Below are 12,456 nucleotides of genomic sequence, written 5' to 3' on the forward strand. Positions count from 1 at the left end.
GCGTATGGGTGATTTCTTTCCGGCACTGCTATAACGGCGCCCCACTTAAGAAACCATGCAAATCTCCACCAAATTTCCACGCCGATTTTCATCAAACGTGATCAGCGGCAGGCTGACATGATCTATGGGCGGGAGTTACGGGCCGTGAATTCGAGTATCTGCTGACGGCCGTTTTCAATCAGCCTTTCCATCTCGCGCCGGGCTGCCGCCTCATCGCGCAGGCGAAACGCTTCGACGAGTCGCAGGTGAGAGGCAGACACGTCGGAAATCTCGTTGGGATCGGCTTCCGGGTTGCTCATCCGGAAAATGCCCGCCAGCGCCGCCTTTATCAGCGAACCGACGGTGCGCATGAACGGGTTGCCGGACATTTCGGTGATGAGGACGTGGAAATTCATATCCGCAAGCGCGCGCTTTTCCTTGGAATAAGCCGTGTTGCCCATCTCGTTGGCGTAAGCGACAAGCCTTGCGATATCAGCGTCTTTTGCCCTGGCGGCAGCAAGACCCGCGCCATAGGGTTCGAAAGCCTGGCGGATATCGTAGAGATGCAGCAGGAATTCCTCGCTGACACCAGCCTCGAAGTGCCAGAGCAGCACCTCGCTGTCGAACATGTTCCAGCTTTCGCGCTCCGTCACACGGGTACCGATGCGCGCCTTGGGGGAGATCATGCCCTTGGCGGTGAGCGTCTTCATCGCCTCGCGAAGCACCGTTCGAGAGACTTTCAGCCGCTCCATCAGCTCGGCATCGCCCGGCAGGATGTCACCCGTCTTGAAAAATCCGGACACGATATCGAGACCGAGCTTGTGAACGACCTGAGCATGATTTGTCCGCAACTTTCGAAAACCGATCGCCGCATCGAGCATTCCGCGCTGCAAATTCCATGTCCTTCCGTTCGGTTGAAGATGTAAAAATCGCGCCTGACTTGTGTAATCCAGGAAAGCAGCCCGATTTTCAACGCAGAATACAGTGAAAAACATCAACGCGCGTGAAAAGCAAAGCCAAACTTCGTTCGAACAATAAAACACATCAAAATAACAAAGACCGCGCATGAATTGCATGCGCGGTCCCGTTAGCAGCTAGTACCTGCGTGTCACATTATTGCGGCAGCTTGTCGTCCACGCCGGCAACGTAGAAGTTGAGGCCGAGCAGAACACCGTCTTCAGCCTTCTCACCTGCCTTCAGCCATTCCGAACCATCCTGCTTCTTCACCGGACCGGTAAAGGGATGCAACTCGCCCGACTTGATCTTGGCTTCGGTTTCCTCAGCCATCTTCTTCACGTCATCAGGCATGTTGGTGTAAGGCGCCATGGTCAGGATGCCGTCCTTCAGGCCGTCCCAGATGGATTCGGACTTCCACGTGCCGTCAAGCAGGGCCTGCGTGCGCTTGATGTAATAAGCGCCCCAGGTGTCCTTGATCGCGGTCAGCTGTGTCTCCGGACCGGCCTTGATCATATCGGAAGCCTGACCGAAGGCCTTGATGCCGCGCTCGGCTGCAACCTGCATCGGAGCCGTCGTGTCGGTGTGCTGCGTCAGGATATCGACGCCCTGGTCGATAAGCGCCTTGGCGGCATCGGCTTCCTTGCCGGGGTCGAACCAGGTGTTGGCCCAGACGACCTTGACCTTGAACTCAGGATTGACGGACTGCGCGCCAAGAACGAAAGCGTCGATGCCCATCACCACTTCCGGGATCGGGAAGGAAGCGATGTAACCGGCAACACCCTTCTTCGACATCTTTGCGGCGATCTGGCCCTGAATGTAGCGGCCTTCATAGAAACGCGAATTGTAGGTCGCGACGTTTTCAGCGTTCTTGAAGCCGGTGGCATGCTCGAACTTCACCTTGGGGAATTTCTGGGCAACCTTAACGGTCGCATCCATGAAGCCGAACGAAGTGGTGAAGACCAGCTCACAGCCGGAACGTGCCATACGCTCGATGGCGCGTTCGGCATCCGGGCCTTCCGGAACGCTTTCGAGGAACGGCGTTTCGATCTTGTCGCCGAAATGCTTCTGCAGCTCTTCGCGACCGATTTCATGCGCCTGCGTCCAGCCGCCATCGGTGCGGCTGCCGACATAGATGAAGCAGACCTTCTTTGCGTCGGCGGCCTCAGCCGAAGAAACGACGCCTCCAAGAGCCGCTATGGAAGCAGTAAGTGCGATGACCAGTTTTTTCATTTTTACCCCTGTTTGGTTTGGAGACTGGAAGTTTTTCTCACCGGTCCGGCACGAAGGATTTGCCCAGTGATGCCGGCGTGTTGATCAAGGTCGTGCGGCGATTATGCGAGATGATGACCAGCACGACAATAGTTGCGATATAGGGCAGCGCCGAAAGCAGTTGCGACGGCACGCCGATGCCGAATGCCTGGGCGTGCAATTGCCCGATGGTGACAGCGCCGAACAGATAACCGCCCGCGAGCACCCGCCATGGACGCCAGGACGCGAAGACGACGAGCGCCAATGCGATCCAGCCACGCCCGGCCGACATGTTTTCCACCCATTGCGGCGTATAGACCAGCGAAAGCTGCGCGCCGGCAAGCCCCGCGCACGCACCGCCGAACATGACAGCCAGATAGCGTGTGCGGATGACGTTGATGCCAAGCGCATGGGCAGAACCGTGATTGTCGCCGATGGCGCGGATCTTGAGACCCGTGCGGCTCTTGAACAGAAACCAGCTGATGCCGGCAACGAGCGCGATGGACATGTAGAAGATCAGGTCTTGCCGGAACAGCAAGGGGCCGATGAAGGGTATCTCCGACAGCACCGGAAAGACGATGGGCTGCAGCTTGACGCCCGGCAGGCCAACGAAGCTTTCGCCCAGCATGCCGGAAACGCCAAGACCGAGAATGGTCAGCGCAAGGCCGGTCGCCACCTGGTTGGTAACGAGCGTCAGCGTCAGGAAACCGAAGAGGAGCGAGAAAACCGCGCCCGACGCGATACCGGCCAGAATGCCGAGATAGGGCGAACCGGTCATATGCGCGGCAGCGAAAGCGCAGACCGCGCCCATGATCATCATTCCCTCGACGCCGAGATTGAGGACGCCGGAGCGCTCCGCCACCAGCTCGCCCGAGGCGGCAAGGACGAGCGGTGTCGCAGCAGTGATGACGGTGAGAAGGATGGCCTGAAGCATATCCATCATGCCGCTCCTTGGCTGTTATGCGCCTTGCCAGTCAAGACGACCCTGATGCGGTAGAAGATCAACGTATCGCAGGAGAGTACGAAGAACAGCATCAGCCCCTGAAACACGCGCGTCACCTTGTCCGACACACCGATGGAAAGCTGCGCCGCCTCACCACCAAGATAGGTCAGTGCAAGCACCAGCCCGGAGAGGATGATACCGAGCGGATTGAGGCGGCCGAGAAAGGCGACGATGATGGCGGTGAAGCCGTAACCCGGAGAAATGCTGGGCTGAAGATGACCGATGGAGCCCGAGGCTTCCGAAATGCCCGCAAGCCCGGCAAGCGCGCCGGAAAGCAGCATCGAAAACCAGACCATGCGGCTCGATGAGAAACCGGCAAAACGCCCTGCCCGCGCCGATTGGCCGAGAACCGTGACCTCGAAGCCTTTCAGCATGTAACGCATCATGAACCACAGCGCGATGGCCGCCACGATGGCAAACACGAAACCCCAATGCGCCCGCCCCGATGCCAGCATTTCCGGCAGCACTGCGCTCTCGTTGAAGGGCTTCGTCTGCGGGAAGTTATAGCCGCCCGGATCGCGCCACATGCCGCGCGTCAGCCAGTCGAGAAAAAGCTGCGCGACATAGACCAGCATCAGGCTGACGAGAATTTCGTTGGTGTTGAACTTCGTCTTCAACAGCGCCGGAATACCGGCATAGAGCGCGCCGCCGATGGCGCCCATCACCAGCATCAACGGCAGGATGAGTGGCGAATGCCAGTCCGGATAAAGCACCGGCAGAATGGAACCGGTGATCGCGCCGATGGTGAATTGTCCTTCCGCGCCGATGTTCCAGTTGTTGGAGCGATAACAGATAGACAGGCCAACCGCGATCAGGATCAGCGGTGCGGCCTTGATCGCCAGCTCATGCAGCGACCAGACCTCCAGCACAGGCTCGATGAAAAAGGCGTAAAGCGCATCGAGCGGATTTTTGCCGAGTATGGCGAACATGATGGCGCCGACGAGCAGCGTCAGCACCAGTGCCAGAAGCGGCGAGAGAAGGGTAAATAGCTTCGAGATCCCTGCCCGTTTTTCAAGCTCAATGCGCATGCTGGGCGGCTCCTGACTGTGTGTGGACGCCGCCCATCAGCAGGCCGATCTTTTCAAGCGTCATGTCTTCCACCGGATAGGCCTGCGAAAGCTGCCCATCGGAAATGACCGCGATATTGGTAGCAACCTCGAAGATTTCATCGAGGTCCTGGCTGATGACGATGACGGCCGAGCCGGCCTTGGCGAGATCGACCAGCGCCTGCCGGATACGGCTCGCCGCCCCCGCATCCACACCCCATGTCGGCTGGTTGACAACAAGCACGGCGGGCTGGCGATCAAGTTCGCGCCCGACGATGAATTTTTGCAGGTTGCCGCCTGACAGCGATCCCGCCAGCGGGTCCGCGCCGCTTTTGCGTACATCCATAATTTCCGATATCCGCCGCGCCGCCGCCTTGATAGCTGAACCCCTGACGATGCGCAGAAAACCGCCCGTCAGAAACGCCTTGCGGTCGGAGCGCGCCCGCGCCAGCAGAAGATTGTCGGAAAGGCTCATGCCGGGAACGGCGGCATGGCCATGGCGCTCCTCGGGTACGAAACCGGCGCCCATCAGCCGCCGGCCATTGATGCCGATGCGACCGACCGGCTTGCCACGCAGATGGATCGCATCATTATTATAGACCGGATATTCGCCCGAAAGCGCATCGAACAACTCGCCCTGCCCGTTTCCGGCAACCCCGGCAATCGCCAGCACTTCGCCGGCGCGCACAGTCATGGAAACCGCTTTCAACGCCACGGCAAACGGCGTGCGCGGCGCAACGGAAAGCCCCATGACTTCGATCTGCGGTTGACCGAGGGCATCGCCCGTCGGTCGCGAAACGCTTGCGACATCGCTGCCCACCATCATGCGCGCCAGAGATGCCGGTGTTTCCTTGCGCGGATCGCAGGCGCCCGTAACCTTGCCATGGCGCAGAACGGTGGCGCGGTCGCAGATACGCTGCACCTCTTCCAACCGGTGGCTGATATAAAGTACCGAACGGCCTTCGGCCTTCAGCTTGGCCAGCGTCTCGAACAGCTTGTCCGCCTCCTGCGGCGTCAAAACCGAGGTCGGCTCGTCGAGAATGATAAGGCGCGGGTTCTGCAACAGGGCACGCACGATCTCGATACGCTGGCGCTCGCCAACCGAAAGATCGGCCACATGCGCATTGGGATCAAGCGGCAGGCCATAGGCGCGCGAAAGCTGTTCCGCTTCCTTGGCGATTTCCTTCAATGAAATTTTCGGGTCCAGCGACAGGGCGATGTTTTCAGCAACCGTCAACGCCTCAAACAGGGAGAAATGCTGGAAAACCATGCCGATGCCGAGCCTGCGGGCCTCGCTTGGCGAACCTATGGAAACCGGCTGACCCTGCCAGACGATATCACCCTCGCTCGGCGAGAGCACGCCGAACAGCATCTTGACGAGCGTGGACTTGCCCGCGCCGTTTTCACCCAGAAGCGCGTGGATTTCGCCCGGCGCTATATCGAGGTCGATGCCGTTGCATGCGGCGAAATTGCCGAACAGCTTGGTCAGCTTGCGAACGGACAGGAGAGGCACGGCCTCCGGCGCCATAGTTCCAGTCACGAATTCCCTCTCTACACCGGCTGCCCATGCTTTCTTCGAAGCATTTCAGCAACCGTGGTCATTGTTCCCAATCAGGCCGCAACACGTATGCAATGCTGCGCGATCATGATTTATTGATAACTGTTTTGCTGCTGCGCACAACTGAAAAAGACGTTGCTTAAATGCAATTTGCACAAGCAATAAACGGCTTTACGCTTTTCTTATTTCGCGCCGAGCGCGGGGAAAAACTGCAATATTCCGCCGATGCAATAGAGATAAAGCCCGCTCGCCACAAAGCCGATCACCGCCCAGTATGGCGTTTCGAAATGCATCAGCAACGCATAACCGCCAAGCGCACACCAGACGAACACGATTGCCAGATTAAGCGGCCGCAATCGCTTCACGCGCACCGGATGCAGGAAATTGATCGGCAGGAATGTCAGGAACACCGAAACGGTAACGACGGTCATGGCTGTTGTGGCGCTGGCATCCATGACGAACAGCGTGAACACCACCATGTTCCACACCACCGGAAAGCCGGAGAAGAAATATTCATCTGTCTTCATGCCCATGTCGGCATAATAAATGGCGCTGGACACCACGATCATGCCAGCCGCAACGAAGGACAGCGGCTCGCCGATCATGCCGCTCTGGTAAAGCGCAAAGGCGGGCAAGAGCACATAGGTGACATAGTCGATGATATTGTCGAGCGTATCGCCGGACCAGTTGGGCAGAACTTCCTTCACCCGAACCTTGCGGGCGATGGGTCCGTCAATGCCATCCACCAGCAGCGCAAGCCCCAGCCACCAGAACATATCGACAAAGCGGTGTTCGGAAGCGGCGACGACGCCAAGAAAAGCCAGAAACGACCCGGATGCCGTCAAAATATGAACGGAAAAGGCGCGGATTTCCGCGTAGGGAACACGCTTGTAGTTGAAAATTTTCATGGTCAGCGTCTGCGCCCCGCTTTTCATCCGCCCTATTCATTCCGGTATGCGGCCATTCACCACGCTTTGCAACCGGCTGATCTGGCTTATCCTAGGACTAATATAGCGGTACAACCAACGAATGTTTACGCCGGGATGTTCCGGGGTCAAAGTGGATTTACCCACGCAAAGCCTTTATGATGCCTTGGAAATAACAACGGATCAGGACCATGAGACACTTCGATATCGCCATCACCGGTGCGGGACTTGCGGGCCAGATTGCGGCCATAGCGCTTGCGCGGGCGGGCCGCCACGTGGCGCTTGTTGCGCCCTCCAGCGAAAAGAAGGACCGGCGCACGACGGCGCTGATGGACCAGTCGATCCGCTTCATGGACCGCCTTGGCCTCTGGTCGCGCATAGCGCCTGCCGCAGCCCGTCTTTCCACCATGCAGATCATTGACGGCACCGACCGCCTGCTGCGCGCGCCCACCGTGCAGTTCCGCTCCTTTGAAATCGGGCTGGATGCATTCGGCTGGAATATTCCCAACGCGGCGCTGCTTGGCGTGCTTAGCGAAGCGGTCGAACAGGAACACAATATTACCCGCTTCGACACCACCGCCGAGACGATCGATATCGGCAACGACCGTGTATCGGTAACGCTTGGCGACGGTGAAGCGCTCTCCGCCGATTTTCTGATCGGCGCGGATGGCAGGAAGTCGATGGTGCGGGATGCAGCCGCGATCGGCGTCAAATCCTGGTCCTATCCGCAGACGGCCATCGTTTTGAACTTCAGCCATAGCCGCCCGCACGGCAATGTCTCGACAGAATTCCATACGCCCACGGGACCTTTCACGCAGGTTCCCCTGCCCGGCGACCGCTCCAGCCTCGTCTGGGTTGTCACGCCGGCGCAAGCGGAAGAGCTGACGGCGCTGCCGCTTGACGCGCTCAGCCTCAGGGTTGAGGAGCGCATGCAATCCATGCTCGGCGCCGTTACGGTGGAAGACAGCGTACAGGCATGGCCGCTGTCTTCCATGACCGCGCACCGCTTCGGCAAGGGCCGCGTCGCCCTTATCGGCGAGGCTGCGCATGGTTTCCCGCCCATCGGCGCACAGGGTCTGAACCTCAGCCTGCGCGACATCATCGCCCTCACCGAACTGCTCGGCGCCGTCTCCGACCGCCCGATTGCGGCGGATGCCGGCAGCAGCTTCGACCGCAAGCGGCGGGCGGATGTCTACACCCGCACCCTCAGCGTCGATCTCCTCAACCGGTCGCTGCTTTCCGATCTACTGCCGGTGCAGATGGCGCGTGCGGCGGGCCTGCATGTGCTATCCGGCATCGGCACGCTCAGAAGCATGGTCATGCGCGAAGGCATCGAGCCGGGGCGCGGATTGAAGGCCCTGCCCTCGCTGCTGTTCGGCAGCTTCAAAAAGGCTGGATGAAATAAACCACGCCCGTCAGCGTGAAGACCGAAAGCACCGTCGAGATCAGGATCGTCGCCGACGCCCTCTCCTGCCAGACGTGATATTGCTGGCCGATGACGAAGACATTCGTCGCGGTCGGCAAGGCCGCAAGCAGCACGGCGGAATAGATCCATACCGGCTCAAACCGCCCGAGCGACGAGAGCACAAGATAAGCGGCAAGCGGATGCAAGATAAGCTTTGCCGGGACGATATAGCTGATTTCGACCGGCACCCGCTTCATTGGCCGCAGCGCCAGCGTGACACCCATGGCAAACAGCGCGCAGGGTGCTGCCGATTGCGCCAGATAATCCACCAGCCGCTGCACCGCCTCCGGCGGCTGCCATGACAGCGAAGCAGCCAGAAAACCGGCGATTACCGACACGATGAACGGGTGAGTAATGACCTTGCGCGCCACATCCAGCGCAAGCCTTGCCGCAGAGCGCTTGTCACCGCCCGCAACCGCCATCATCGCCGGTGCGACGATGAAATGGGCGGCGTTTTCGAGACAGACGATCAGCGCGACGGGCACTGCCGCTTTTTCACCGAGCGCCAGAAGCGCAAGCCCCGGCCCCATATAGCCAATATTGCCGTAGCTCGCCGCGAAACTCTGGATCGTCGTTTCGGCGAGATTGTTCTTTCTCACGAACCGGCCGATCAGGAACACCAGCAGGAAAATACCGTAGGTGCAGGCAAGACTGGCGGCAACGAAATCCATGCGCGTCAGTTCTTCCACCGGCGTTTTCGACACCAGCTTGAAAAACAGCGCCGGAAGCGCCGCGTAGATGATGAAGGTGTTCAGCCAGCCCATCGCCTCGACCGGCTGTTTCGTTATGCGCGCCGCGCCGTAGCCGATGAAGATCAGGCCGAAAAACGGCAAAAGCAATCCGACGATATCGGCCACAGTCTTTCCCCCGCGTATGAAATACGCGGGGAGGCTTAGCCGATTTTCATCAGGATCGGAAAGGTCTCCTGGAACCATATCGCCACATTGGTGATGAAACCGGTCATGAAAGCGAGGCCGGTGAGCACCAGCAACACACCCATCAGCTTTTCCACAAGACCGAGATGGCGGCGGAAACGGACGAGGAAACGCATGAAGGAACCGGAAAAGGCGGCAGCAATCCAGAACGGCACTGCAAGGCCAAGCGAATAGACCGCAAGCAACATCGCGCCATCGCCAACCGTGTCACGCGAGGCGGCAACGCCGAGGATCGCGCCGAGGACAGGACCGATGCAGGGCGTCCAGCCGAAGGCAAAGGCAAGGCCCATGACATAGGCGCCGGAAAGCGTGGCCGGTTTGCCCGCCCCCTGAAACCGCGCCTCGCGCGAAAACAGGCCAATGCGGAAAACGCCGAGAAAGTTAAGGCCCATCAGGATGATGATGAAACCGCCAATCTTGGCGAGAATATCGAGGTTCTGGCGCAACAGCGTGCCGATCGTCGAAGCACCGGCACCCAGCGCCACGAAGACCGTGGCAAAACCAAGCGTGAAGAAGAAAGCCGAAAACAGCACGGCCCTGCGGATTTCAGGCCGCGGCGCGGTATTCTCCGTCCTGAACTGCTCCACCGAAACACCGGCCATATAGCAGAGGTAAGGCGGCACCAACGGCAGGACGCAGGGCGACAGAAATGACAGGGCACCGGCCAGAAGCGCGCTGAACAGGGAAATATCGGCAATCGACAAGAAAGAACTCCGCATTGACGCATGTCTCCCAAAAGCGGGAATCGGTTTTGGGATAACGTCACGCGCAAAAAGATAAGCAAGGCGCGTCGCGATTCCCGAGATTCGCCGCGTTTCACGCTCTCATTTTGGCGCATGCCATTGCCGCAAAACGATTTCACCCGTTTCCCAGACATGTCTGAAGCCGCTTTTATCCCCAGCCGCCCCCTCTCTCCAATCACCTTTTCGGGGGTGCGACAAAAAAAACCGGATTGATTGTAGAAAGCGCTTTTTTTGGGTTGACCGAACGGATCGCTCTACCTATGTTCCGCGCACTTCCGAAGGGCATCCCAGCCCCGACACGGGAGAGCGTAGCTCAGCCGGTAGAGCAACTGACTTTTAATCAGTAGGTCCAGGGTTCGAATCCCTGCGCTCTCACCATAAAAATCAATCACTTAATATCGAAACCGGCCTAAAATCAGCTAGAATAATCCTGACACATGTCTCGCGCCGTATGAGATGGTGAAATGGACTCGCGTTCTGTTCTCGGTGATAAGGTCCGCGTCTACCGCCGTGCCGACAGCTCCCTATGGTAATGCTCCACCTACCTCGAAGGAAGGGAGTGGCGCGTCAGCACAAAAACCGACAGTCTGTCTCTGGCCAAAGAGTTTGCCGAGGACTGGTATCCGGAGCTTCGCGGCAAGAGCTGTATCGGCCAGTTGAAGACCGAGAAGACTTGTACCCAACGCGACTAAAACAGTTTCTACTGGAGTAGGTACCGCTCACCAACGGCCAGCGCAATCCGCGCTATATGAAGGATCACGAGGCGGGTATCGACAACAACATCCTACCCTACTTCGGCAAGATGAGCCTCAGTGCCGTCACGGCGGCCACGGTGCGAAGGGGTTTCGGGCGATGCAGCGCCAGCCGCAAGCGGCGGCCGCCACTCCTCCAGTCAGTAAATCATAGATCTTTTTCTCAGGTGGATACAAGATAGTGCCATGGACCATAAGTCACCCTATCTCGTTAGAGTAATAGATGAAAGAGATGCCGCTATGTTCGAAAATGCATCTTTCAATTCTTTAGCGTTTTTCGCATCAAAGTAATACTTCGGCGATGTCGCGCAGCTACGCATCGCATTTTCGCCTATCCGGTCATCAACCAGAAACGACACCGTATACACGTCAATTTTCTTGGATTGAGCATACGAGCATATCGACTGCATGTCGCTATACGTCTTACTCAACTCATTGTCGTTGCTGGTGTCGAGATGTTTTCCAGTCGATTGATCGAGCTTCATCGTATTGGCCCCATCTGTCATAAGCACCAGCACTTTTCGGGGGCGTCTGTTATCGTCATCGTAGGCAAGACCTTCCGAGAAGGGTCTCGTTGGCGAGAGGATATTGACCCCCCAAATTAGCCCAGCCGGAATATAGGTCGAAGGCTTATATGCCCCCACCTGTACGACCATGTTGACAATACCCGAACGCACCTGATTAAGCTCAGAGGTGAGCGGAATTATCGGATCCAGGCAATTTTTCGTGGGGCTTAAGATCCCCGGATACCGGTCGCTTGGCGAAGCGTCTGTCAGGCGTAATGTCCCTGAAGTTCGAGAACCCACACATCCATGCCAACTATATTGCTCCCCCCCTACACATCGCTCATAAGGCATGACGTTTCTCATTTCACATCGATACGGTGTGCAGTCGTACCTTTCAGTAACGCCGTCTACAGTTCTTGAGCAACTCTTAGACTCGCCGCGTTCGCATATCCTCTCCGTATTCTTCCATTCACACGAACGCTTAGTAGTGAACTCATCTGGAACAGAGACCCAACTACGAAAGCGATTATACAATCCTACATTCACGTAATCGGCGTAAGGGACGAGACCGATCTTAAGAATCCCACCCGGCTCCTTGTTTTTCTCCAATACGCTGACCAATTCCGTTGCAGCCTTCTTGAGCGCTTGTAATTTCTCCCCATTCATCGACCATGTGTTGTCCAGTACCATAGCGACCTCAATGGTCTGTTCCGTGGCCCATTTAGCCTCCGCGGTTATTGAAAATGTCAATTCTTTGATATTAACCAATTTCATAAAGGTTGTCGTAAGAGTACCGCTGGCTGATGCGGATAGGACATTTGGATTTCGAGAGCGGTTGAATTCTACCAGCGAGATCGCACCCGACAAACCTGGCCTTTGGCCCTCGAGAAAGTTGATCACAATCTCCTTGAGTTCACTATCTTCGGATCTTCCCGCCACAGCAGCCGCGAGTACAGCCGCGTCGAGTGATCCTTGCGCCTCGGTCTTTGCAGCTAACAATCTCGATAAATCTAAAGCACAACCAGCCGCAATAATAATGCAGGGCAATAAAATGGCGCTCAGTACAGCAAATGTTCCTTTTTCATTTTGCTTGTAAGATTTCCATTGTTTTAGAATATATTTACGTGAATTGCGAAACGCCAGATGTATAGCGCGCATGGGTATAGTCCTCAAGAAATGCGTCATAATAGGGATAAGTTGATAGGTATCGTCACCTTGCAACTGGCGTTGATCGAGCCGATCAAAGATTGGTAATCAGCACGCTCACCAACCTGACGGTAACTTGCTGACCGCGCGCTGCGTCATGAGGGCTGAGCGATGGAGAGGTCGAGATCAGCG

The 12,456-nt window shown here is 57.4% G+C and carries 11 protein-coding genes and 1 tRNA gene; 3 read left to right on the plus strand and 9 right to left on the minus strand.

Annotated elements, in window-relative coordinates:
- Positions 1 to 122: 122 nt before the first annotated feature.
- From CRO62_RS26425 to pcsA, 6 genes are all read right to left on the minus strand, one after another.
- A complete protein-coding gene (locus CRO62_RS26425; RefSeq protein WP_097102899.1) occupies positions 123 to 860 on the minus strand; it encodes a FadR/GntR family transcriptional regulator in 738 nt (245 codons plus the stop codon).
- A 232-nt stretch (positions 861 to 1,092) separates the two neighbouring features.
- Positions 1,093 to 2,166: a BMP family ABC transporter substrate-binding protein gene (locus CRO62_RS26430; protein WP_097102901.1), complete on the minus strand. Its 1,074-nt coding sequence runs from the start codon at positions 2,164 to 2,166 to the stop codon at positions 1,093 to 1,095.
- A 37-nt stretch (positions 2,167 to 2,203) separates the two neighbouring features.
- Positions 2,204 to 3,124 carry an ABC transporter permease gene (locus tag CRO62_RS26435; protein ID WP_019566110.1) on the minus strand — a complete coding sequence of 307 codons (921 nt, stop codon included), beginning with the start codon at positions 3,122 to 3,124 and terminating at the stop codon, positions 2,204 to 2,206.
- On the minus strand, positions 3,124 to 4,215 hold the full coding sequence (locus CRO62_RS26440) for an ABC transporter permease (protein ID WP_097102903.1): 1,092 nt from the start codon (positions 4,213 to 4,215) through the stop codon (positions 3,124 to 3,126). The genes CRO62_RS26435 and CRO62_RS26440 overlap by 1 nt, the downstream gene beginning before the upstream one ends.
- A complete protein-coding gene (locus CRO62_RS26445) occupies positions 4,205 to 5,761 on the minus strand; it encodes an ABC transporter ATP-binding protein (protein ID WP_179784667.1) in 1,557 nt (518 codons plus the stop codon). Before CRO62_RS26445 ends, CRO62_RS26440 begins: the two co-directional genes overlap by 11 nt.
- 212 nt (positions 5,762 to 5,973) lie before the next feature.
- Positions 5,974 to 6,699, minus strand: a complete 726-nt coding sequence (gene pcsA, locus CRO62_RS26450; RefSeq protein ID WP_097103357.1) for a phosphatidylcholine synthase — start codon at positions 6,697 to 6,699, stop codon at positions 5,974 to 5,976.
- A 209-nt stretch (positions 6,700 to 6,908) separates the two neighbouring features.
- Between pcsA and CRO62_RS26455 the strand changes: the two genes are divergently transcribed.
- Entirely contained in the window at positions 6,909 to 8,117 is a 1,209-nt protein-coding gene (locus tag CRO62_RS26455) for a UbiH/UbiF family hydroxylase (protein WP_097102905.1), read from the plus strand.
- On the opposite strand, the gene CRO62_RS26460 is transcribed toward CRO62_RS26455, so the two are convergent.
- Together CRO62_RS26460 and CRO62_RS26465 are read right to left on the minus strand one after the other, a co-directional pair.
- Positions 8,101 to 9,039, minus strand: a complete 939-nt coding sequence (locus tag CRO62_RS26460; RefSeq protein WP_097102907.1) for an AEC family transporter — start codon at positions 9,037 to 9,039, stop codon at positions 8,101 to 8,103. The two genes, CRO62_RS26455 and CRO62_RS26460, sit on opposite strands and share 17 nt — an antisense overlap.
- Before the next feature lie 35 nt (positions 9,040 to 9,074).
- Complete coding sequence (locus tag CRO62_RS26465; RefSeq protein ID WP_025593718.1) at positions 9,075 to 9,821, minus strand: cytochrome c biogenesis CcdA family protein; 747 nt, start codon at positions 9,819 to 9,821, stop codon at positions 9,075 to 9,077.
- 341 nt (positions 9,822 to 10,162) lie between these two features.
- Here CRO62_RS26465 and CRO62_RS26470 point away from each other — a divergent pair.
- Together CRO62_RS26470 and CRO62_RS27755 are read left to right on the plus strand one after the other, a co-directional pair.
- Positions 10,163 to 10,238, plus strand: a tRNA-Lys gene (locus tag CRO62_RS26470).
- Between the two features lie 370 nt (positions 10,239 to 10,608).
- Positions 10,609 to 10,794 carry a hypothetical protein gene (locus CRO62_RS27755; RefSeq protein ID WP_323455519.1) on the plus strand — a complete coding sequence of 62 codons (186 nt, stop codon included), beginning with the start codon at positions 10,609 to 10,611 and terminating at the stop codon, positions 10,792 to 10,794.
- Positions 10,795 to 10,815: 21 nt separating this feature from the next.
- On the opposite strand, the gene CRO62_RS26480 is transcribed toward CRO62_RS27755, so the two are convergent.
- Entirely contained in the window at positions 10,816 to 12,276 is a 1,461-nt protein-coding gene (locus CRO62_RS26480) for a Tad domain-containing protein (protein WP_179784635.1), read from the minus strand.
- Positions 12,277 to 12,456 lie beyond the last annotated feature (180 nt).

It is taken from the genome of Rhizobium sp. AN6A (assembly GCF_900215635.1).
Lineage (GTDB): Bacteria > Pseudomonadota > Alphaproteobacteria > Rhizobiales > Rhizobiaceae > Agrobacterium > Agrobacterium tumefaciens.